The 22,710-nt window shown below is 40.8% G+C and carries 17 protein-coding genes; 3 read left to right on the top strand and 14 right to left on the bottom strand.

The features are described 5' to 3' along the window. Position 1 precedes the first annotated feature (1 nt). Positions 2 to 1,657 carry a single-stranded-DNA-specific exonuclease RecJ gene (gene recJ, locus IPF86_01975; GenBank protein ID QQR50666.1) on the bottom strand — a complete coding sequence of 552 codons (1,656 nt, stop codon included), beginning with the start codon at positions 1,655 to 1,657 and terminating at the stop codon, positions 2 to 4. 172 nt (positions 1,658 to 1,829) lie between these two features. Here recJ and IPF86_01970 point away from each other — a divergent pair, with 172 nt between their 5' ends. Next, positions 1,830 to 3,518, top strand: coding sequence for a hypothetical protein (locus IPF86_01970; protein QQR50665.1), 1,689 nt, complete (start codon positions 1,830 to 1,832; stop codon positions 3,516 to 3,518). A gap of 55 nt (positions 3,519 to 3,573) precedes the next feature. Here IPF86_01970 and IPF86_01965 read toward each other — a convergent pair whose 3' ends face one another. Beyond that, positions 3,574 to 3,924 (bottom strand): DUF4907 domain-containing protein, encoded by a 351-nt coding sequence (locus IPF86_01965; GenBank protein ID QQR50664.1) that lies wholly within the window; start codon positions 3,922 to 3,924, stop codon positions 3,574 to 3,576. 59 nt (positions 3,925 to 3,983) lie between these two features. Beyond that, the gene (locus tag IPF86_01960) at positions 3,984 to 6,365 is read right to left on the bottom strand and encodes an IPT/TIG domain-containing protein (protein QQR50663.1); all 2,382 of its coding nucleotides are present in this window, start codon (positions 6,363 to 6,365) and stop codon (positions 3,984 to 3,986) included. Positions 6,366 to 6,480: 115 nt separating this feature from the next. On the opposite strand from IPF86_01960, the gene IPF86_01955 reads away from it, so the two are divergent. Beyond that, positions 6,481 to 6,882 carry an HIT family protein gene (locus tag IPF86_01955; GenBank protein ID QQR50662.1) on the top strand — a complete coding sequence of 134 codons (402 nt, stop codon included), beginning with the start codon at positions 6,481 to 6,483 and terminating at the stop codon, positions 6,880 to 6,882. A gap of 26 nt (positions 6,883 to 6,908) precedes the next feature. Here the strand turns inward: IPF86_01955 and IPF86_01950 are convergent, their stop codons facing one another. The 11 genes from IPF86_01950 to IPF86_01900 all read right to left on the bottom strand — a co-directional run bounded on the left by IPF86_01950 (position 6,909) and on the right by IPF86_01900 (position 21,171). Further along, positions 6,909 to 8,726 carry a hypothetical protein gene (locus tag IPF86_01950; protein ID QQR50661.1) on the bottom strand — a complete coding sequence of 606 codons (1,818 nt, stop codon included), beginning with the start codon at positions 8,724 to 8,726 and terminating at the stop codon, positions 6,909 to 6,911. Positions 8,727 to 8,817: 91 nt separating this feature from the next. Continuing rightward, positions 8,818 to 9,921 (bottom strand): phosphoglycerate kinase, encoded by a 1,104-nt coding sequence (gene pgk, locus IPF86_01945; GenBank protein ID QQR50660.1) that lies wholly within the window; start codon positions 9,919 to 9,921, stop codon positions 8,818 to 8,820. Between the two features lie 7 nt (positions 9,922 to 9,928). Further along, positions 9,929 to 10,696 (bottom strand): triose-phosphate isomerase, encoded by a 768-nt coding sequence (locus IPF86_01940; GenBank protein ID QQR50659.1) that lies wholly within the window; start codon positions 10,694 to 10,696, stop codon positions 9,929 to 9,931. A 20-nt stretch (positions 10,697 to 10,716) separates the two neighbouring features. Then, positions 10,717 to 12,207: a hypothetical protein gene (locus IPF86_01935; protein QQR50658.1), complete on the bottom strand. Its 1,491-nt coding sequence runs from the start codon at positions 12,205 to 12,207 to the stop codon at positions 10,717 to 10,719. Further along, complete coding sequence (locus tag IPF86_01930; GenBank protein ID QQR50657.1) at positions 12,204 to 12,800, bottom strand: prepilin-type N-terminal cleavage/methylation domain-containing protein; 597 nt, start codon at positions 12,798 to 12,800, stop codon at positions 12,204 to 12,206. Before IPF86_01930 ends, IPF86_01935 begins: the two co-directional genes overlap by 4 nt. A 4-nt stretch (positions 12,801 to 12,804) precedes the next feature. Continuing rightward, positions 12,805 to 14,607, bottom strand: a complete 1,803-nt coding sequence (locus IPF86_01925; protein ID QQR50656.1) for a hypothetical protein — start codon at positions 14,605 to 14,607, stop codon at positions 12,805 to 12,807. Position 14,608: 1 nt separating this feature from the next. Then, positions 14,609 to 15,826, bottom strand: a complete 1,218-nt coding sequence (locus IPF86_01920) for a type II secretion system F family protein (GenBank protein ID QQR50655.1) — start codon at positions 15,824 to 15,826, stop codon at positions 14,609 to 14,611. 14 nt (positions 15,827 to 15,840) lie between these two features. Continuing rightward, positions 15,841 to 17,598, bottom strand: a complete 1,758-nt coding sequence (locus tag IPF86_01915; protein QQR50654.1) for a type II/IV secretion system protein — start codon at positions 17,596 to 17,598, stop codon at positions 15,841 to 15,843. Between the two features lie 94 nt (positions 17,599 to 17,692). Next, positions 17,693 to 19,396, bottom strand: coding sequence for a hypothetical protein (locus tag IPF86_01910; protein ID QQR50653.1), 1,704 nt, complete (start codon positions 19,394 to 19,396; stop codon positions 17,693 to 17,695). A 39-nt stretch (positions 19,397 to 19,435) separates the two neighbouring features. Further along, positions 19,436 to 20,848, bottom strand: a complete 1,413-nt coding sequence (locus IPF86_01905; protein ID QQR50652.1) for a hypothetical protein — start codon at positions 20,846 to 20,848, stop codon at positions 19,436 to 19,438. 5 nt (positions 20,849 to 20,853) lie between these two features. Then, the gene (locus IPF86_01900; GenBank protein ID QQR50651.1) at positions 20,854 to 21,171 is read right to left on the bottom strand and encodes a hypothetical protein; all 318 of its coding nucleotides are present in this window, start codon (positions 21,169 to 21,171) and stop codon (positions 20,854 to 20,856) included. A gap of 154 nt (positions 21,172 to 21,325) precedes the next feature. On the opposite strand from IPF86_01900, the gene IPF86_01895 reads away from it, so the two are divergent. Further along, a complete protein-coding gene (locus tag IPF86_01895) occupies positions 21,326 to 22,636 on the top strand; it encodes a T9SS type A sorting domain-containing protein (GenBank protein QQR50650.1) in 1,311 nt (436 codons plus the stop codon). Positions 22,637 to 22,710: the final 74 nt, after the last annotated feature.

Here is a 22,710-nt window from a genome sequence, read left to right as displayed (position 1 = left end):
TTTATTGGATAGTAACTATTCGTAAGCGTAATTCTGACTGACCACCAAAATACGAGAGTTCAACAGTCGCCACCAGATCAATACACGAACCTTCTGTAATACTTACATCAAAAGTATCTGCTGTTGTAAAAAAAGCTATAGCTTTTATACTACGTTTACCATCACTAACGTGTAGTTCTAAATGATTTTTTTCTTTACCAAATTGCCGTACACGCTCTACTATTACTCCAGAAAACAAGAACGTAGGCTTACGGTTTTCACAGCCAAACGGCGCAAGCTCTGCGAGTGTTGTATGCATTTTGGATGTTATATCTGATACAGCCAATTGCGCATCATAGACCACGTTCGATTCTGAGGTATCTTTCGCAAGTGAGAGATAGCTTTTTGTTAAATGTTCTTCAAGAAAATGAATCCCTGCTTCTTCCAGAGAAAATCCACCTGATGCTTCGTGTCCACCAAAATGAAGGAAGAGAGACTCTTTTGCCTGCATGAGTTCTACAACGCTTATGCTACCATCGCTTCGACATGAGCCTTTGAGTGTCGTTGACCCGTCATGACTTTCTCTTCCCCAGACAAAGACTGGTCGCTTGTATACTTCACAGAGCTTGCCCGCAACAAGACCAAGCACACCAATACGCCAGGAAGGATTCCCTATCACAATAACTTGACCTAGATCGCGCTTTTCCAAATGTTTATAGGCATCTTTCATAATTTGAGCAACTAACACTTTACGCTCATCATTAATTTTCGAAAGATGTAATGCAAGCAAGTTGCCTTTAGTTTTATCAGTTTCGGATAGAAGTTCAAATGCTCGCATTGGAGAATCCATACGAGATGCGGCATTCAACCTAGGGGTAATCATAAATGTAATATCATCTTCAGCCAGATGTCGCTGGTCAATTTTAAGATGTGAAAAAAGTGCACGTAGTCCTGGGCGCATTGATTTGCGTAAAACCATAAGTCCGTAATATGCAATCACTCGATTTTCCCCAGTTAAGGGCACCATATCAGCGAGTGTTGCAAGTCCAGCCATATCAAGCAGCCATTTCTCAAAACCATTTGGAATCTTGTAATATTCTCTATATTTAAAAAGAAACCCTTGGATATACTTAAAAATAACTCCAGAACCTGCAAGCATAGGATATGGATATGTATCGCCTTCCTGCTTTGGATTAAGCAGGGCAAATGCTTTCGGCAGATCGCCGTGCGGCAGGTGATGGTCTGTAATGATGACATCGATACCATTTGCTTGAGCTTCGGCAACTTCAGCGACAGCGGTCGTCCCTAAATCGATCGTAATTAGTAAATCAACTTTCTCGATAATAAATTGTTTAATCGCATCCATATGGAGTCCATATCCTTCATCTTGTCGGTCTGGAATATAAATAGAAAAATTCGTGTAACCGATTTTGGTTAGGAGATCATGCATCATTACCGCACCCGGAATACCATCACAGTCATAGTCAGCATAAATAACAATTTTTTGTTTTGCTTCAATAGCTTCATAGAGCCGTACCACTGCACGTTCCATATTTTTCATTCGCATGGGGTCATGCATACCGCGCTCATATGAAGGATGCAGAAACATTTCTTTATCTTGCACACCAGTAATACCGCGTTTTTCTAGTAGAAGATCAATTAGATCTGTAGTTTTCATAGAGAAGATTGTAGCATATGCAAAATAAAAATTTTTTGTTTTTCTATTTGGAAAATATACAAACATGAAGCTATTAGAACATCTACTCGTCACCTATTGCATTTTCTGGAAAATATATTATAATAATTATTATTAACCGATTAAGACCAGCCCTATAGGCAATTCATCATATATGCAAAAACGTTCAGTATTTTCTTTGTTTGCCAAAACTTGTATCTCTATTTTAGTTATTATCATTCTTGTAACTGGCAGTAGCGTGCATGCTATTAAGAATCCAGTTAATTCTCCCGTAGAAAACAATACTCCAAAAAATGGCATAGGTTCTTATATTCCTATCTCAACCACAAGTTTTGTAAACGTAATTAAAAACGATGAACAGAAAGCAGCTGTAGTGACTAAAACACTTGCCGTTTTTCTTGTTAATTATACTGACTCGACTCAAAATCCATTTACACCTTCAGAAGCAACTGAGAAAATATTTAGCGGCAATTTCGCAAAGTTTTTTAAGCAGGCTTCCTATGGAGATATAGTTTTCGGAGGTGATGTCTATGGATGGATTACAGAACCAATAGACTCAAGTGAATGTGATTTCAATACATCTGCAAGCATTATTCCTGGTACAGCGCTTGCAAATTACATTTCGGAAAATAGCATCAACCTCGAAACCTACGACTATACATTTATCCTACACAATTGCTCAGACTATCCTGGTTTCAATGGACTTGCACAACTAGGCACAAATATTGCTGCAGGTATGGGAAGCTCTTGGTGGTACGAAAATCTGTGGAGTACATTTACTCCAGAACAGACAGGCCTCGAACGCGTCATGATCCATGAAGTTGGTCATTTATTTGGACTCGATCACGCCAACGGCTATGATTGCGGCAACACGACAATTAAGGACAAAATCACTGATTGTGTAAAAATTGAAACTGGAAACAATTTCGATATCATGGGCAATTCAAGCTATTCACTCGGCTTAAGTGCATTTGCAAGAAACGCTTTAGGATGGCTACCTGACGAAGACGTTATGACTGTTACGACTTCTGGAGTATATACTCTCAAACCAGTTGAGTCTCGTACTGGCACTCGACTCATCAAGATTGCAGTTACCGCACAAGATGGCACAACCATTACTACTCCCTACACCCTTGAGTACCATGCTCCGGTTGGATTTAATAAGTCACTCAGTCAGTTTTCACCCTTTGGGCTCACTTTATCTCGAATCGATTACGGTCAAACATATATTCTCGACGCAAATCCAAGTGAGCATGCCTTTGGTGATGATATGAAAGACTACACACTCGGCAAAGAAACAAGTTTTTCTGATCCATTATATGGGCTTACCCTTAGTAACGTTCAAAAAGGTGGCGATGGATCAATTTCATTTTCCGTTGATTTGGCAACTCCTACTTCATGCACCGCTTCGACAGTCACATCCCCAGTCATGTCTTCATACTGGTCAGTCAAAGAAAATAACAGCCAAAAAGGTCCCAACACAGTCATCTGGGGCGACCTTTCACATATTACAATACCGAAATCAAAAGTTGATCTCGACCGGCAAATGGTGTATGTCCAATTCAATGAAACGAATAGCAATCCATATTTATGTGGAACGCAAGCCTTTACACTAACTATGACTTCCCCGTCACCGACGCTTATTTATCAAAATTATACAGAATATGCAGGATCATATTCAAAAGATCTAAATGTTGTTGCAAGTAAATACGCTACCCAGTCATTTAACATAATTATTCCCAAAGGCACTGCGGCCGGAACCTACAATGCAGTTCTTACGGCAAAAAATACTAGTTCAAACGTTGTATCGGAACCTTTTATCTATACAGTTACAGTTGAATAAATTAGAACAAATCAAAAAATCCCGCCACAGCGGGATTTTTTGATTTGTTTCGAAATTAATCAATTACAAAATTTGTAATTTCTTCAGATGTTACACTTGGTGGTAAAATATTGTTTTTGATTTTAGAAATAACCAAGTCAGCAACCTGCTTTGCTTCGGCTTCGGTCGCAAAGCCAACATTGCCACCGACAGCAGGCTTGGTCGGCTGATGCACATAGATATTGCCATCGATCAAAATGTCGTAACCAAATGTACCGTCAGGATTGGTGAGAATGGTAGTAGTAACAACCGAATCAGCATATGGATTTACTATCTCTTCTTTTTTATTTTTATCCAAGTACAACGCTCCACCTACAATGACTGTAAGAAAAATGATGACAAGAATTATTTTGTGTGTAGTGTTCACGATTTCAATTTGTAATTAGTAATTTTTAATTATTTTACAGGCAGTATTCCTAGAAGTCTTTAGTAGGTTGTATGAACATGCCCTACATTACAAACGCCTACCAATTTCGAACCATCAGCAGAGGAAGCTACGGCTTCCCAATGATGACCACTAATACATTCATGAGTTTTCCAGGTTACACCTCCGTCAGTAGAAGTATGAACATCTCCGCCGGCGATTGGACTCAACCATCGATCTGCCGCAACAAGCTTTATGCCGTCAGCAGAAGAAGCGATCGACAACCAGTCATGATGTCCCGCTCCAAGTTGTTTTGTCCAAGTTGCCCCACTATTTGTAGATGTATAAATATAACCACCTTCCATGACTGCCGCAAGTTTTGTGCCGTCAGCAGAAGAAGCGATGGAGCGCCATAGACCCGTTCCAGAATTTGTTTGTTGAGTCCACGTAAAACCACTATCACTTGAGGTATAAATGTATCCATTTTCTCTTACTGCCGCAAGTTTTGTGCCGTCAGCAGAAGAAGCGATGGAATACCAACTACCTATTCCAGAATTTATTCGCTGGACCCAACTGGAACCACCATTAGTAGAAGTATAAATATATCCCCCAAAATCTGCCACTGCAAGCTTTGTGCCGTCGGCAGAAGAGGTGATGGATTGCAGAGAATTCCAAAGAGGATTTTGGGTGTAAGCCCAAGTAACTCCACCATTAATGGAAGTGAAAACATAATTACTATTTTTTATTGCTACAATCTTCATTCCGTCTGCAGACATTGCAATGGATTGCCAATAGCCCGTTCCAGAATTTGTTTGTTGTACCCAAGTGACACCACTATCACTTGAAGTGTAGATATAGGCAGGATTAGAAGGGCCAAAAGGGGTATCATAAGCGACTGCTGCAATCCTTGATCCATCTGCAGACATTGCCACTCTATACCAATCAATCTCTGAAGGATGGGTATCTAATACGAACTGCCATCCACAACCTACTACCTCGACAGTTACTTGCGCTGTCACAGTATTAATTGCTGAAGACGCAGTCAATATAAAAGTTGTTGTTTCTACTAGTGGAGGAGTGTTAACCGATCCCCCCGATACGGGCGTCACAATATTTATTCCTTGATCAATTGATGTACTAGTACAATACCCTGTCGTCCAAAAAAGTATTGAGGATGCTCCACTTCCAATCGAAGTTGGATTCGCATTGAAAGAAGTGATCTTACATGGCGGCTGCGCATCTGTAATCGTCGCTGTGTGGGTTGTGATGTTTCCGGGAGTGGCATTGGTTGGTGTTCCCATTTTCACAACGACGGTTTCATTGCCTTCAGGATATGGGTCAGAGACGACGTTGATGGTTGTGAAGTATGATGGTGTATTGGCAGGAATAATAATAGGACTGGCTGACATGGTGTAGTCGGCGGGAGTTGAAGCCGTACCTCCGGTACCAATGTATGTAAACGGTACAGTGACCGGTACTCCAACTTGAAATGACAACTTCGCTTCCACTTTCATCGTCCCCACGTTCTCATTGCCTGTTTGTGAGGCAAGCACCCACGACACCGTCGGCGGCACATCATTGTCATCGATCATAGTTGTGTGAGTGGTGTCACCAGAAGTAGCGTTGACTGGTGTTCCCATGGTAAGCATGACTGATTCATCGTTTTCGTAAGAAGAGTCGTTGAGGACTTTGAAAGAAATACTTCCTGATAGTTCGTTGGCGGGAATGATGAGTGGATTGGCGGAGATCAAGGAATAGTCGGCAGGGTTGAGGGCAGTACTGGTGCTTGCGATGGTGAAGGGTACGGTGACAGGATCGTTGGAGGTGAAAGAGAGCGTAGCAGTGACGGTGAAGGTACCGGCTTCTTCGTGAATGCCTTTGTCTGATTCGAAGGAAACCTTAGGCTTCTTGGAACTCGTGGAAGTAGTACCACCAGTCGAAAGCACCCCTCCCTGATTGTTGAATATTCCTCCACTCCCTGCTGTCACTGGAGCATCAATGTACTGATACCCATCTGTGAGAGTAGCAGTACCAGTGGCTTCTGTGATGGTGACGTCTACTAGGTCAATGGAGTGTGGGGGTGTTTTGCATTTGATTTCTGTGTCGCTGACATAGGAGAGGTCAGTACATGGCAGAGAGTCGAGGGTAGCGGTGATGTCAGGAGAGAAGCTCGTACCAGTGATGGTGACGAGAGCTCCACCTGTAGTGGGACCCACGTTTGGGATGATGGAGACTATGGTGGGAGAGGAGAAGAATTGGGGGTCACCCTCTCCTTGGGTGGGATTAGTGTTTTTTGCTGTTTCGATCCGGCTATTATCATTAAAGATGCGAGCAAGGTTACCTGAGTTTTCTTTGCCAAATACAAAGAAGCCGAGGCCTGCAACAACTACTAAAACAGCAATAATTTTAAGAGACGAGTATTCGGGATTATTGAGAAAGTTCATGAGGTAAGATTAATGTATGAGTAAATAATAGTATGTTACCTATCTATAGACAAGGATATGTGTGGATATTACAAATAGCCACAAGCACAACTGCTAATTATGTTACACTTAGTCCATGGAAAACTGTATTTTTTGTAAAATTGTAAGTAGAGAAATTCCTTCGGCAAAGATTCTTGAAGACGATAATTTCATTGCCTTCCTAGGAGTATTCCCAAAATATCCTGGTATGACTGTCATTGCTACTAAAAAACATGTTTCGAGTTACCTGTATCAATCTTTAGACGATAACGAGTTTGCAAGTATGCATCTTTTTACTAAACGTATAGCACGAGCGATTGATACATCTCTTGGTTCTCGTCGATGCATACAAGTCATGGAAGGCCTAGAAGTTAACCATGGTCATTTAAAATTATTCCCTTGCTATGAAGAAAACGATGATTGCATGGGTGAAGGCAAAGAGATGGCAAACATTGAAGCGTTATCGATAATCGCAGAAAAAATCAAAAGCGCCTTATAGGCGCTTTTGATTTACTGAAACAGTAATTACTCAAGATCAATTACGGTAATACTGTACGGCCTAATAGTAATTGGATTTCCTAAATCAATATTACCTTTTTCGGCCTGGGCTGGAATTGCTTGCAGATTTGGATTTGCTTCGATGTGATCCTCGTCTTTAAAGGTTGAATATGCGGGAGAACTACCGATTGAACCGTACAATTTTTCACTCCAAAGTGCATTTCTATAATGCGAACCAGTAATCGGAGCACTGTTAAGTGTCAGTCCTGAAATTGTTTTCTCCGGACCATTGTTGTAAATATATAATCTGGTCTTATCGCTTTTTACTGCTATTGCATCGAGTCCTGTGGCACGATTTGTAATTTCTGTTTGTACAAACAATGGGTTTGCCGAAGTGAAAACTGGCTTTAACATTTCATACGCAACACCCGGAACTCGTTTTACAAATGATTTTGAACCACTTGTTTGAATAAAACTCGGATCAATAGTGAAAGAAGAATCGCCTGCCCCATACGGACTGACAGCAGTTTCGTTCTCCAAGAAAATTGCAGAATTTACAAAGTTATTGTGCTCGCTGTTAAATTTAAGAATCTCAAACAATAAATTCCAAAGCATAACTCCGTGAAGCATTGTATGCGCAGCATATCCACTTCGTTGCAAACTCATGCCGTATTGCCCAAGATGCATTTTAAGATTTGGCATATCGTCTTGGTACTGCGTTAAACGAACGAGTACATCATTGTTGAGACTTGTCTGCAGGAGAGTATTCGATTGCGCAAAGTAATCATCAATATTTTTGAACTGAGTATCTGCGGTGGCTTGTATACCATCGAGCCAGAAATACTGACTAAATTCTTCTACGTCATGGGCAAGTGCCCATTGATAGACTGCATTGTTATCCCAGCAATTGGTCTGATTAGTATTCGGACACGTTGTATGATCAGCCATATTTACTACTCGCTCAGGGAGAGATCCATAGTGACTATTAAGGTATGCATCAAATTCGTTGAGCTTTGCAATGTACTCATTTGAAGTAAGACTTCCCCCTTCGCCACTCGGTACTTCTTGACCGTACCGGAGTTTGTATTTACTAATACCGTGTGTACCAATAGAGTTAATGAATGTTCCCATCTCTTCTGTAGTACCGCGGATGACATTAGCAGTAAACACCATTTTTTGATTATGGTTTTTAATGTAGTCAGCGGTCACGTCCCAAAAATCAACATTGGTATCGTTATTCTTTTTTTGTAGATTATATGCACCTGTGGTCTTTTGTGTATGGTAAAAAATTTCGTCAATGTTTGCTCCCATACCAACAGGAGCTGCTAGTACAGAAAACTCCCTGCCACTATCAAATCCACCTGTTGCAGACACTGGATGTATCCATCGATCTTCCGCGCCAGCTGTATATGCCGCACTGGTAAATCCGATCTCATCGAGCATCGAATTCCAAAGCGGGTTAGTTCCAAATTCAACATAGTCGCGTCCGAGATTATTCACTGCGACACCATAGATATCTTTTGCAATTGGTGTGCCTGGGGCAGTCGAAACATTAATCATAATACCATCACCTGGAACATCCCCATCATCGGTAATTTGGTAGACAGTATAGTTAGCAACATCACCAGTCGATGGATCCCAGGAAAGAGTGACTGACGATGACGTTGTTGATTCTACTGTTAACCCCGTTGGAATAGAAGGTGCCAGTGTATCTCCCACGAGCGCACTATTAAAGTTGTTTCTATTGTTAATATTGAAAACTATAAAAACCCCAAGTGCAATAATAGTAACTGCGAGGAAAAATAATTTAACAACATCGTATTGTGGGTTTCGTAAAAATGACATACTATACCTTTTTGTTTTAAATATAATTTATGTATATATAAGTGTACCAAACTTATCTTACAATACATAACCAATAGGTAATTTTATAAAATTATTCTAACGCTTTCAGCCCAGGCAAAGTACCTTTAGTCAAAAATGCCAAGGTGGCCCCTCCTCCTGTTGAGACGAAAGTAAATTTTTTCTCTAGATGAAGTTTGTGAACTAATGCGACTGTATCACCTCCACCAATTATGGTAGTTGCCTTGGATTTTACTAATAGTTCAAGTACACCGCGCGTCCCTCTATCAAATCCTTTTTCATAGAGGCCCGTTGGACCATTCCAAACAACTAATTTAGCTTTTGCAATAAGTAGTGCAACTTCTTGTACTGTTCGACTGCCAATATCAACAATAATATCCTTTGATGTAATTTCAGCAATCGACTTAGTTTGCTTACCACCATCTTTTTGTGTTACGACTACATCAACAGGTAAAAGTAACTTAGGCGTTTTTAGAAGCTTTTGTAAATGAAAATCCTTCGGTTCATATAATGACTTACCAATTTCAAACCCTGCATCTTTAAAAAAATTATTCATGAGCGCTCCAGTAATAAGCATATGGTCTGCAGATTGTATAAATTTATCTATAAGAGGCATTTTTGTGTCAAACTTAGCGCCGCCTAGAATAAAAAGAAATGGGTGTTTCGGTTTTAAAATCAGCGACAAATGCTTAACTTCCTCCATTACCTGAAGTCCTGCATAACTTGGGAGCAATTTAGGTATAAGAACGAGTGATGCATGCTTTCTATGTGAGACAGAAAAAGCATCATTGACATACACATCCGCAAGTCTAGCTAATTTTTTTGCAAATGTCCTATCATTATTCATTTCACCACTATTTTGCCTAATGTTTTCAAGCAATACTATTTTAGTAGTATTAAACTCAATTGCATTTGGTAATGGATCTGTTATGAATCGAACTTTCATTTTTTTTGACAGCCATGTCGCAACTGGCTGCAAAGAAACACTACCATCTTCACCAGCATGTGAGACGATGATGATCCGAGCACCTTTTTTTACGAGATAGTCTATTGTTGGCAATGTTTTTTCGATACGAAATGCATCCCGGACTTTGCCATTTTCAATTGGTACATTAAAGTCAGCACGCAATAAGACAATCTTGTTTTGTAGGCTTTTAATACTCGTAATTGATTTCATATATTTATTACATCTCGTTTGCCATTGCTAGAATTTTTAAAAATTTCTTTGGTTCAAGACTAACACGTCCTGGCAGTAGTCCATCAACACCGCCATGATACAAGAAACCTTGCGCATTTTGCTCATCTACTGAACCGCCGTAAATAATCCGCGGTAGTGCTGCATATCGTGCACCAAATAGATCGGTAAGCACTTTTCGTATATATATAGCCATTTCTTCTGATTCAATAGGTGTAGCAACTCTTTTGGCATCTTTACCGATTGCCCATAGTGGCTCATAAGCAATAACAAGTGACTTGAGTTCTGATGCTTTTACATCTTTAAGACATTCTTCCAATTGCGATTTTACAGCATGTAAATACCATACATCATCTTCACGAGTACTCTCGCCGATACAGAGGATTGGCAATATATTTTTCTTGAGTGCAGCTTTTACTTTTTTATTTATAAGCTCATTAGTTTCTCCAAGAGCACGACGCTCTGAGTGTCCGACAATAACTGCTGTTGCACCTACTTCTTGCAACATACTTATTGCCATTTCTCCTGTAAAGGGACCAGCGGCTTCATAAAAGGCATTCTGTGCAGCCAAACTAAGACGTTTTGAGGCTAATAATTTCAAAACTGGTAAATAGACACACGGAACTGCAACTATGACATCGATATTCTTATACGAATGATGTTCTTTTTTTATTGCTTTAAATATTGCAAGAGCTTTCGAAGATCCGACTGGATTCATTTTCCAGTTGCCAACAATAATTTTCCGCTTTGATTCCATGCACCAAGTATAGCATGAGATTACTGCAGCTCTTGCCAAAATATTGTTGAATATTTATCTGATGTCCTCGGAAATGATGGTGGCGGACTATAGAGCAAATTAGCATCGTACGTATAGGTACGAGATAAAAATCCACTTGCATCATTACTATAGCTTAGTACTCCCTGTAAATTGCTACCAATCATACCGTATGAATTAAATGAGGTAAGTACATCATTCGGTGAGCATTGTGCTGAGCCATTACCATTACCAGGGCCAGGATAATTATATCGGATCAAATTCCCATTTTGTGCAATAAGTGCAGCATTGATAACAAGTTCTTCATCAGCAAAAAGCCCGATAATGGCATTATTCTGTGCAATAAGCCCAACAACATCCTGCCCATCAAAGTTAGTATAATTAATACTGTGATTTATAATTATATTTTTTCTTGTTGAGGGGTTGTCAGGAAATTTTGCTGCTGCAATAGTAAGGCGAGCACTGTTGACTGTACCGTCAACCCAAACATCATCTTCTGTAAAGATGAGCCCATTCATTGGATTAGGGAAATTGCCAATAAGCGTCTGACCACCAGCGGATGGGTTGATACTCCAGGTTCCCCAGCCGTTTTGGTTCGATATATTTTTACATGAATTGCGTGGGACTGGAGCTAAGCTGTTTACCCTATATATATCAAATGTATCGTCGGTTTTTAGAACAATGTGGTATCCCAGAGCACCAGATGCGGCAAAATAATACCCACTTGTTTGTGCATCTGTCTTAAATGCTGCTAAATTGCTAGTAATACCTACAAAATCTACTTGCGGTACTGGAAATTGTCTGCCGGCAATAAAAACATCAGGTCGATTTTCCATAACAGATGGTGGGGCCTCAGCGGCTACATAGTTACCCCCGGAAATACCATTTTGTGGAGGAGGTTTTACATGAGTATGAACACCAAATTCTTGAGTAGTTCCAGGATGACTCGTATCAATATACGATGCTTTGCCGCTGGTCACTAGGTTATGTGCCAAAGCATCAAATCGTATCCCCCCATTTGAATGTACTGGACCAAAAAATTCAGCACCTTCAATAAAGCGCGTATCAGCATTAGTCACGAGTGCAAACCGTGCCCAGGAAGGTATGGCGAGGTGTGTAACAACTGTGCGCGATATATTTGGATCAGAGATAAGCGTACCTTTTGACTCAATAATCACAAGTGTCGAGCCAATAGGCGGCGGTGTAATCGTAAGTGTAAAAGTTCCGATTTGATTGCCATCTTTATCATTAAATGCGTGAACGTACGGACCGGGCTGACCTGTACCATCCTGATAGTCATTCGTTGCATGCGCTAAATGCCATCGATAATAATCAATACCCGCTTCTGCAATTGCAAAAGCTTGCTCACGCTTCACCAGATTTGCTGCTGATTTTAAACTAGCACCTGCCCAGCCAACAAATGCCACAACAAGCGTAATCGCGATTGCTGAGAAAACAATAGTATTAAGAAGTATAAATCCTTTTATTCTCATAAATTATCTTTAAGATTTCTCATTGAGACTTGAGTCATTACTGTCATCGGACCCGGCATTCGATTGACATCTTCATCAATAATAAAGGTGACCTTCACTAGCCGTATAGTTGAAATGATAACTGGCTGCACTAATGGGTTCGTTGTGCCATCATAGTTAGTATCATAATATTCAAAAACTGGACTCGCACCGTTTTGGACACCCTCAACAACATCAATAATAACTTCCGAGCTAGGATCATATGTAAAATTATTACCTGTTGGTTTAGTGACACCTTTCTTCAGTAGTGTACCACTTACATAGTATCGCACACGTTCCTTGAGTCCATCATTATCTATATCAGAGAAAAAAATAAATGCATTTGATGCAGCTTGCTCAATTGGATATGCCCCAGCTGATGATGGCGATATTGATCTGATTTCATCCGCCATCGGCCTTAGAATACGGCGCGCTTGATCAGAAGTATTGAGTGAATGTGAAAAGATATTTGAAAAATAAAATGTATCACCACTAAATCTTCCCACGATCGTAACCACAATACCGATGACAGCAAGGGTTACAAGCAATTCAATAAGTGTAAATCCTTTTGACATAAAATTATGGCGTTATAGCAACTTCAAGTTTCTGCCAATTTGAATTAATAGTTACTGATCCAGAATACGTCTGGTATCCAGCTTTGATAACAGACACCGTATACTCTCCGGGCGAAAGTCCACTGAATGAAACTTGCCCAGGTGGGGTACATGAGGTTGTAAACGTAAATGAAATATCCGATATTGACGGCGTGACAGCTGTATCAGCTGTGGCGAGAAACACTCGATAACGAAAATATCGATTACCATTGAGAAGTGCACTCAATGCATTATCCTCGGTAGTATAGTAGGTAGCGTCTGTACCATCAAGACCTCTAAAATCCCAAGTTGTATTATCATTGTTGGTAGCCACTTGAAACTTAATGCTATCACTGCCAGTTTGTGCGGGTTGTGATGTAGGTGACCAATAAATCTGATGGAAATTATTTTCTCCATTCGTATCGAATGTTGAGGAGGTTAGATATCCACTCGTTACGTAGGTACCAAATACATTTCGCAATTTTAATTCACCCGTTGGACTCGTCGTATCGATATTACCGTCTGAACTATAGTAAAGAGTCGGATCAATAAAATCTTCCTGTCCACTACCACCCGACCAATCAGTCTGCGTCAAAAATCCTTCACCAGTTCTTTGAATGACATCATATGACAAATCTTCAGTTGCCACTTCAACATGAGCATCTGTAATAGGCAACCCGGTTGATTGATCCCTGACAACAACAAGTAATCGATTTGGGTTCTTTGGTGCGACAATGAGCTGCATGTTTTGCAGTGAATCAGGCAAGAGGCCGAGCGACAGCAATGGATTAGTACCAATAAGATCATAGGTTGAGTCGGCGAGTGCAATCGTATAGGTGTCCCATTCAAGGCCTGTGATAGTCTTTACCCCAGAACTGTCAGTAGTTTCTGTAGATGTATATTTCAACACATCAGGCGTTGTCCCAATTATTTTTGATCCTGAAAGTTCATACGTTACCCCAGGCTTTGCAACGCACGTATCGCTCGTTGTCGTAGTCGTTAGCGTGCTCGTTTTATCAATACTAAAGCTTACCTGACTAATTTGCTGCACAACAACTGTTGCATCGGGGGTTGTAGGATTTGGATTATCGACTGCATTCGGCGGATATGACTGGTCTGTAGAATAGCCGTCTTTCGTTACGACAATATGGTACGAACCGACTGCTGGCGGTGCATCAACAATAGTAAGCGTGCCATCCACACCACTAACATCGCTTATATGGACAGCTGGAACGAGGGTTGGATTATCAATGGTGATTGTGGCATCAGGCAGCGCTACTCCATTTGCATCAAAAACATTGATAATGAGTGCCCCATTCGTTGAAGCTGTCTCCAAATCTTTTGGCGCGATGTGGGTTGTATACATGAGTGGAACAAAATTTTCACACACTGCACAAGTAATCTCAATCGTTACTAGCTTATTATCAGCTGGAGAAAGATCATTGGGTGTGCCTCCGATGGTGCCATCGAATGCTTCGTCAATATTTCGAATTGTTGTTGTCACATCAAATGAAATACCATCACGTGTTAATGTCTGGATATGTGGGACAGAACCTGATGGAATGCCACCTTGAGTTCCGACACTTGCATATGGCATATTACGTAAAATTTCAAATTCTTCATTTGCTAGAGACGCTGCAACAACACGTGCATTTAAAATCGTCGTAGTCTTTATAATTTTTACATACACTTCATACAATGCGACAGACACAACCATGAAAAATCCTATCGCAACAAGCGTCTCAATTAGTGTCATACCACGATATCTGTTTGTTTTATATCGTTGCATATTATGAAACACTATCCATTAAGGAATACATCGGTGAAATCATTGATATCGCAAAAAATCCGACAGCACCACCAATGAAAATCATTAGAATCGGCTCAATAATAGTTGATAGATCTTTTGTTTTTGTATCAACCTCACCTTCGTAGAAGGTGGCGATATCCATAAGCATGCTTGATAATTTGCCAGTTTCTTCTCCAACTTCCATCATTTCTCCAACCATGATTGGATAGAGCCGATCTGCTTCCTTAAATATTGAGGAGAGTGTGATACCTTTTTGTACTGACGCAATCGCCTTGGTAATAACAGCTTTGTAATACATGTTCTGAACCACTTCTTCAGTAATTGTTAATGCTTTAGTCATATCAACACCTGCGTTCAAAAGTGAGGATAGTGTTCGAGCTGTACGGGCAGCATTTACTTCTTGCACAATGCCACCGATAACTGGTATACGAATAACAATAAAATCAGTGTATTTTTTAAGACCTTTTATTCTTGAAATTCCAAACAATCCCCCTGCAAAAGTGAAGAGAACAAGGAATGTAATAACAGGGCTCTGTGAGAGCGAATCACTAATAAATATAACTAGCTGTGTACTTTTCGGTAATTCTACATCTAAGTCTTTAAATGTATTCGTGAGTGTTGGTACGACAAATATCATCATCAAAATACCAATGAGTACAATCGCAATCAAGATAATAGACGGATACATGAGCGCGCCCTTTATTTTCTTATTGAGCGCATAGGTCTTCTCAAGTGTGCCACCAACTTCGGTCAATGTCTGTGGCATACTTCCAGATTCCTCTCCAGCACGTACCATAGAGACAAACAGCGTAGAGAATACTTTTGGAAATTTCCCCATACCTTCAGACAGTGTGCCACCCCGGTCAATGTCCTTGATAAGCATATTTAATATTTTCTTAAATTTCTCATTTATTGTCTGCTTCTCCAAGACTGATAAAGCCCGATACAGTGACAGCCCAGCCGAAAGCATACCGCTTAGATTTCTGGTAAAAATTATTTTTTCGTGAAGTTTAACGCCGCCAAATAATCCACTCAGAAAGGAAAGTCCACCTAATGCCTTTACTTTTGTAAGTGTAAGCATGACCGGTATGAGTCCTTGCGCACGTAACGCTTTGGCTGCGGCAAATTTGTCTGATGCCTCAAGAACACCGTCAGTCTGCACCCCCTCTTTATTTTTTGCTTTGTATGAAAATTGCATAGTATATTTTTTGCCTATTCAGACACGACTCGTAGCACTTCCTCTGTTGTGGTTAATCCAGACACTGCCATATATAAACCATCTTCAAGCATCGTCATCATACCTTCTTTCTTGGCTTGTTCTGAAATAACATCTTCTGAGGCACCTTTTAGTATGAGTTCCTTAATACTTGTCGTCACTTTTAGCACTTCATGAATACCAAGTCGGCCACTATAACCTGATTCAGATTCTTCAGAAGGTATAGCTTTATAGAACGGTATCGTCTCCCAGGTCGCATCTTGTGGCACAATATTCTCAGTCTTAATCATGGTAAGCATCCGATCCAAATCTATGATTTTAGCTAGCGCAGCTATTTCAGTCGGATTCAAAAAATATTTTTCTTTCGTATTGGTTAATTTTCTCACAAGGCGTTGGCCAATAATAGTTTTCACTGTCGAGACAATCAAAAATGACTCCGCACCCATGTCTATCATTCGGGGAATAGCACCTGCTGCAGAATTGGTGTGGATCGTTGAGAGCACCAAGTGACCGGTCAGTGCGGCGTTAATTGCAAGCGATGCAGTTTCGGTATCACGAATCTCACCGACCATAATAATATCTGGGTCTTGTCGCAAGAGCGTGCGAAGTCCATTAGCAAACGTGAGTCCAATTTCTGATTTTACCTGCGTTTGATTGATTCGCTGCATTTGATATTCAATTGGATCTTCAACTGTTGAAATATTAACATCTGGAGTGTTTAAAATATCAAGCACAGTATAGAGTGTTGTGGTCTTACCTGATCCAGTCGGTCCGGTCGCTAAAATCATCCCTGTTTTTTGCTTCATGCCTTCATGAATGCGCTCCATCGCTTCGCCGTGGAAGCCCAAACCTTCCAAGGTAAAACCTTTGGCATTTTCCTTCAAAATTCTGATAACTGTTTTCTCGCCATAATATGTAGGCAATGTTGAGACACGAAACGATACCTGATCCCCGGCTTCAGTCGTGATTTTGAAGCGCCCATCCTGCGGCAATCGTTTCTCATCAAGCTTTAAATTCGAAAGTACTTTAATACGCGCTGTAATACCAGCTGCTGCATCTTTTGGTAGTACCATCGCATCATGGAGTATGCCATCGATACGGTAGCGAACAAGCAATTCATTTTCCTCAGGCTCAATATGGATATCAGATGTATTTTGGAGAATTGCATGGGATATAAGTGTATCGACAATCTTAACGACTGGTAGATCATCAGCCATAGCTTTGAGTTCTTTACCTGAAAGTCCTGCCTCACCATTTTCTTCGGCGATCATCTTAAGTGAGACAGATTCTTTTTTGATGATGTCATCAAAATCCGCCTTGAGACTTTTCTTATACTGTGAGAGTGCGTGTTTGAGAGACTCAGTATCAGTCAAACGTGGAGAAATCTTAAGTTCAACTTTTTTCTTAATGAAGTCAATCACCGATAGGTCTTCAATATCGAGCATTGCGACTTCGAGTTCATCAGCGCGCTTGCGATACGCGATAATATTATGATTGCGAGCAATAGGTTCAGGAATAAGCGAAAGTATTTCAAATGGGATTTTTTCCCCAAGCAGTGAAATAAACGGTATGCCCAATATGTAGGCTTGCATACGTTTAAGATCAGAGTCGGTAATCTTACCAGCGGACAAGAGTATGTCGCCGATTGATTGCTCTTTCTCTTTGGCTTCTTTTATTGCTGCAGTTAAATCTGTTTTTGAAACTAATCCTGCCTCTGCAATAAAAGTTTTTAATTGTTCTTCTTTGATTTGCATTCTTATACCAAGTATAACAGACAATATGACGCAAATTGTGTGGGTAAAAAATAAAAACCCCTTTCGGAGTTTTTATTTTTTACTTATTTTACTTTTACATTGATGGCCAGTAGATGATTGCCCGTCCGCCCGCAGCATTTGCTCCATCAGTACCATCAGCACCACCGCCGCCACAACCTGGTCCTGGTTGACCACCAGATCCACCTGATCCACCCACACCTTTGGTTCCAGCACTAGCATTTGGATCAGATGGATTTCCGCCAGATCCGCCTATGCCATTATCATTGTCTATGCCACAACCACTAATATTTTGAGGGTGACCATCTATACCGCTTTGTCCGTTAACTCGATTATCTCCAACACCTGGTGAGGTAAGTGACCCTCCAGCGTAGCCACCAGTAGAAGCACCATTGTTGTGATCTCCACCTTGTCCTCCGCCACCACCAGCTCCGCCTTCTGCGATAGTATCAAGTGAAGATAACCCACTACCTGCAATTGTTGTATTACCACCTGCACTTCCTACGCTTCCTGCTGTACCTGGATCACCTCCGTTACCATTATTACCTCCTGTGCCTCCTGAGCCGATTGTTAGCGTATACGCTCCAGATGCACTAGTAACCAAACTGGCATTATATTGACCACTTTCACCACCACCACCACCAGCTCCAGCTTCAGCATTACTTTGTGTGCCATTACTTGCTCCACCACCACCACCAGCTCCGCCAGCTCCAGCACCCCAAAGTTCAAAGAATATTTGAGTAATATTTGCAGGCGTTGTCCATGACCCGTTTGCATCATAAGTCATTTTACCTTTAACAATGAATGAGACTGTTTTTGTTGCTGACTGACCAGCAGAATTCAAACATGTAATCGTAAATGAATTTGTTCCCCAGTTTGGCAAATCATAACTTGTTGCATTAAATGATGTTGCTGATCCACTGTTCCAGGTTGAAAATGAAGGACTTGAAGTGTATGTGCAAGAAGTCGCATTGGTAGTTGCAAGCGCCATCCAAACCTTCCTATCATTGGCTACTGTGTCTGTTGTTGAAACAGAACTGATTGCGGTAATACCTGACGTACTGATTGTCTTTGTTAATGCATCGTATGCATCACTTTGATCAAGCGCTGATGTAAGTGTAATCACAGGAAGAGGTACACTGCCTACCGTAACCACAACACTATCCGTTACCGATCCGCTATCACAGCTAATATTAAACGTCGTTGTTGCTGTGATGTTACTAATTGATTGAGAAGCTATACCTGTTCCACTCCATGCGCTAGATGGTGTTGAACTTTTTTGACAGCTTGAGGAATTGCTTCCTGTGTAATTGACTGAGATTGTTGAGGTGCCTCCACTCGTAACTGAAGTAGGTGTAGCTGTCAATGTTACTGTTGGAGCTGACCCAGTACATGTCACAACTTTACCAGTAGAACGCTGTACGCAAAGAGGATCTGTGGCCGTACTGCCTTCAATACTATATTTTTTGAGAAAGAGATCAGGTCCAACATGAGAAGTAGGGTCAGATAGACCAAAATATACGTTTGTACCTGAAAAAGAAGAGTCCCGATACGCATTAAATGTTCCGACTGCAATACCACCACAGCTACCAGTCGTACATGAACCAATATCTTTTGCCTGATTTGTCTCACTTGAATTAAGTGGTGCTTTCACATTATTGCCAGGCGCATCTGCTGTCGGACCGACGAATGCAGACACATAGCTAACCCCGACTGCAATGATGAGTCCGAGTAATATCACTTTTGCACTTTGCAATATATTATTTTTTTCTTGTTTCATAATATGTAGAATACTAAATTAATGGTAAGTAAACAATGCTTAATAATTTCTCGGCTCATTATATATCGGCACAATACCCCCACCTCCACCTGTAGTTGGGTTTTGTCCATACGTACACGGCAATGATCCTCCGTAGTTTGTTGCAGTTGGGTCTTGGCAAGTTGCCGTAAATTTTGAAACGGTGACAATATTCGAGGTTATCCATGTGCCATTATTTGCCAGACATCTAACTTGGAAATTTGTCGGATTTGTTGGCACACTAACGCCTATTTTACTTATCGCATAATTATTTGCTGAAGTTAATGTGCCTAGATTCGTATTCCAATCAGTACTACCGCCTATACCAACACAACTCGTAGTTGGATTGTAGTCAGGATTAGAAGAATCAAATCCAAGATCAATCAAGTATGTTGGCGGGAAAGCCGTACCACTTGTTGCTGTCGATCCATTAATATGAAGGGACAAAGTAGGTGTAATTGTCGGTGAAGTGTTTACCGTTGCTGTGGCAGTAGTTGCCTTGGTAGCTGATGGAGTTTTATAACAAGAGAGTGTGTATTTTGTCCCACTTGTAGGAACAAGTATGTCGGAAATTGATTTGAATATTGTAGGATTAGCCGGTGGCGGAGGTGGCAAATTAGCAGAGCCAGCTGAAAAATCAAGGGTGGTCCATGCGGGCACTACCTGTGTAGATATTGCTTCACAATGATCAAAGACGGTACCATTTGGTGACCACCAATTGAGATATACCTTATTTCCTGTTGGGATAGTAATTACTTTTGGAAGTCCTTGTAGATTAGTAGCGGGGGTTGCTGTTGGTATAAGGGCGAGTCCATCAGTTGATTGTGCCGCAGTAACAACATTAATAAATTTGACCCAACCTATCATTTCTCCACCCCAAGCAAATCCCGTGAGAGCCCCTGTTGCTGGATCATATGAAATACCGTACGCAAATGCAGAGGGTTGTGACCCAACTGAACTTGGGTCTTGATCATTCACAGCATTTAAACTTATCCATCCGTCCCAATCTGTCTGACCATTACCGATCAAGACCCTAGCAAAACCAACTAATTTATTTGTTGTAAAATTAAGTCTCGCATTACATTCTCCACTAGTTCCAGAAGGACAGCCAGCATCAAACTGTACCCAGCCATAGTTATCACTCCACGCATAACCAGTCATATAACCTGTCGTCATGTCGACATTTACACCATATTTTGTGGAGATATTTTGCATTGCATCATCTAGATGTGAACAACCTCCAGAGCTAGCATTGGTACAATTAAATGAAAGCCAGCCCATTCCCCCCGCACTACCGTCTGGCATTTGCGCTTCACCCCATGCCCAGCCAGTGACATTGTCACCCGAGCCAGCAAATGCTTTCGATGCATAGAGAAAAGTACTCACGGCGAGCAATGCTATAAGTAGATATGCACCAAAAATAAAATGTCTCATATTATTTATTGACCACCTAAACTATTGAGAGCATTCATCTGGTCTTCTGTTGTCACTGTAGTCCCCGAAGATGATTTTGCTAAATTATCTAATTCTTGTGTTTGCTGTTCTGGAGTAACTGGCTCTTTTGAGGAAGTTTCTCCTAATCGATTGAGTTCTTCTAGTCGCGCTTCAACTGAAGATGGATCAAGAACTGGTTTTTTATGCTTCGTATAGTATGCATACCCACCTATTAGTATAAGTAAAACAACCAATCCAAGCCATAAAAGCTTGCGTTTATGAGAATCAGCTACTGGTGATGATTGAGCTTGTATTGGATCCATAGGAAATAAGTTATATTGACCTAAAGTATACCACAGCCTTATAAAAAGGCCTCAAATTGGGTACCTACTTACCTGTGGATAAAGCCCTTTACATTTGACAAAATATATGATTTAATGTACAAAACATCGATTCTTCATTTAAAAAATAAATCAGATGAAAAATATAGCCTTATTGCTCATACTTCTTGTTGGAGCAATCAATGCTTCAGCACAAACATTATTTTCGCAGAAATTTCCCCTTGCATTAGGGGAGCCAAATAATGCTCCTTCATCAATCACAGCAAACAAAGATACCCTTCTTTTGTTTGGCGGTACACCAGGTGCAGTTCTTTGGACAGCAAACCAGCAGCAAATTATTCCAACCACAGGATTAGAAGGTGTCGATTTATCAAGCGATCAAAAAAAAGTGTGTGCCTACTTCAACAATGCATGGTGGGTAGGTGGAAATTTTATTAATTCCACTTGCAAATATTTTGCAAAAATGAGTGGCACCACAAAACATTGGACGTCACCATATATCTTAGACGGTCCAGTAAACGATCTAATCGTAACACCGGAAAAAATGTACGTCATTGGTGATTTTAAAACTTTTGACGGAGACAGTGTGTACCATATCGTAGAAATCGATTTGGAGGGAAATGTAATTCCCGTTGGGAATCAGGCCACTCTAAATACGCAGTCCGGTATGGTAATAGATGGCTTCTTGTACACTGTGGAAGGTGAAGAAAATATCTTCTTCCCCGAAGAAAAGCTGAAAAGGTACAGCGTTGAGGGTCACATATGGGAGGAAATCACATTGCCGACCCAATACCAGCCAGGAAAGGTTAAGGTGCGCACAAACGTATCTAACCAACCAATATTGGTTGGCGAATTCATGGATGAAAATCTCACCGTAAGCACGGGAATTCTCACTGTAGGATCTGAATCATTCATTGACTGCCACTGGGCGCTGAGTACTGATGTCTGGAAAGGTATAATGCTAATTACTGGCGTCATTGATCGTATTAACGATATTGATGTCGAAACATGCAATCTAAATTACATCGGAATTAATGGCACTTTTAAAGCCTACGACGACGATGGTTGCATCGGATACAAGGATGTTGGAGTACCCTTCATGGAAAAGTACTATGCAATGATTGGCTCAATAAACGGGAATGGCCTTGTAGACATTTATGTCTTTGATACAGCAGAGTTTACAATTACTGCTGTAGATGAGATACGTAATGTGCAGGCCCTAAAGCTATACCCAAATCCTGCGACCGATATAATTACTGTTGATGTAGTCACCCATATAGACGAAATCAAGATCGTCAATATACTGGGACAGCAAGTTGTTGTACCGAGTGTGGGAATTGGCTCTAAGGTAAGGCTCGATATCGGTGATTTGCCAACAGGCATATACACGATAGTTATAGTTTCGAAGGACGCACGAAGTGTAGCCCGCTTCGAGAAGATAGAGTGAGTTGGGTTTGTTTTTTCATTTTAGTAAGCCTCTGTTAGCAAATGCTATCAGGGGCTTTTTTATTTCCTAAATGC

This window comes from Candidatus Nomurabacteria bacterium (assembly GCA_016699085.1).
Taxonomy (GTDB): domain Bacteria; phylum Patescibacteriota; class Minisyncoccia; order Phycocordibacterales; family UBA9973; genus CAZLWF01.
Note: the sequence above shows the minus strand (reverse complement) of the source record. Positions and strands in the feature narration are given on the sequence as shown.

What these genes read in the sequence shown, in the direction of transcription:
- IPF86_01960 (QQR50663.1), bottom strand. Translation starts at nt 6,365, where the DNA reads ATGAACTTTCTCAATAATCCCGAATACTCGTCTCTTAAAATTATTGCT.
- IPF86_01950 (QQR50661.1), bottom strand. Translation starts at nt 8,726, where the DNA reads ATGTCATTTTTACGAAACCCACAATACGATGTTGTTAAATTATTTTTC.
- IPF86_01910 (QQR50653.1), bottom strand. Translation starts at nt 19,396, where the DNA reads ATGAAACAAGAAAAAAATAATATATTGCAAAGTGCAAAAGTGATATTA.
- IPF86_01970 (QQR50665.1), top strand. Translation starts at nt 1,830, where the DNA reads ATGCAAAAACGTTCAGTATTTTCTTTGTTTGCCAAAACTTGTATCTCT.
- IPF86_01930 (QQR50657.1), bottom strand. Translation starts at nt 12,800, where the DNA reads ATGTCAAAAGGATTTACACTTATTGAATTGCTTGTAACCCTTGCTGTC.
- IPF86_01925 (QQR50656.1), bottom strand. Translation starts at nt 14,607, where the DNA reads ATGCAACGATATAAAACAAACAGATATCGTGGTATGACACTAATTGAG.
- IPF86_01895 (QQR50650.1), top strand. Translation starts at nt 21,326, where the DNA reads ATGAAAAATATAGCCTTATTGCTCATACTTCTTGTTGGAGCAATCAAT.
- IPF86_01935 (QQR50658.1), bottom strand. Translation starts at nt 12,207, where the DNA reads ATGAGAATAAAAGGATTTATACTTCTTAATACTATTGTTTTCTCAGCA.
- pgk (QQR50660.1), bottom strand. Translation starts at nt 9,921, where the DNA reads ATGAAATCAATTACGAGTATTAAAAGCCTACAAAACAAGATTGTCTTA.
- IPF86_01940 (QQR50659.1), bottom strand. Translation starts at nt 10,696, where the DNA reads ATGGAATCAAAGCGGAAAATTATTGTTGGCAACTGGAAAATGAATCCA.
- IPF86_01915 (QQR50654.1), bottom strand. Translation starts at nt 17,598, where the DNA reads ATGCAAATCAAAGAAGAACAATTAAAAACTTTTATTGCAGAGGCAGGA.
- IPF86_01900 (QQR50651.1), bottom strand. Translation starts at nt 21,171, where the DNA reads ATGGATCCAATACAAGCTCAATCATCACCAGTAGCTGATTCTCATAAA.
- recJ (QQR50666.1), bottom strand. Translation starts at nt 1,657, where the DNA reads ATGAAAACTACAGATCTAATTGATCTTCTACTAGAAAAACGCGGTATT.
- IPF86_01920 (QQR50655.1), bottom strand. Translation starts at nt 15,826, where the DNA reads ATGCAATTTTCATACAAAGCAAAAAATAAAGAGGGGGTGCAGACTGAC.
- IPF86_01955 (QQR50662.1), top strand. Translation starts at nt 6,481, where the DNA reads ATGGAAAACTGTATTTTTTGTAAAATTGTAAGTAGAGAAATTCCTTCG.
- IPF86_01905 (QQR50652.1), bottom strand. Translation starts at nt 20,848, where the DNA reads ATGAGACATTTTATTTTTGGTGCATATCTACTTATAGCATTGCTCGCC.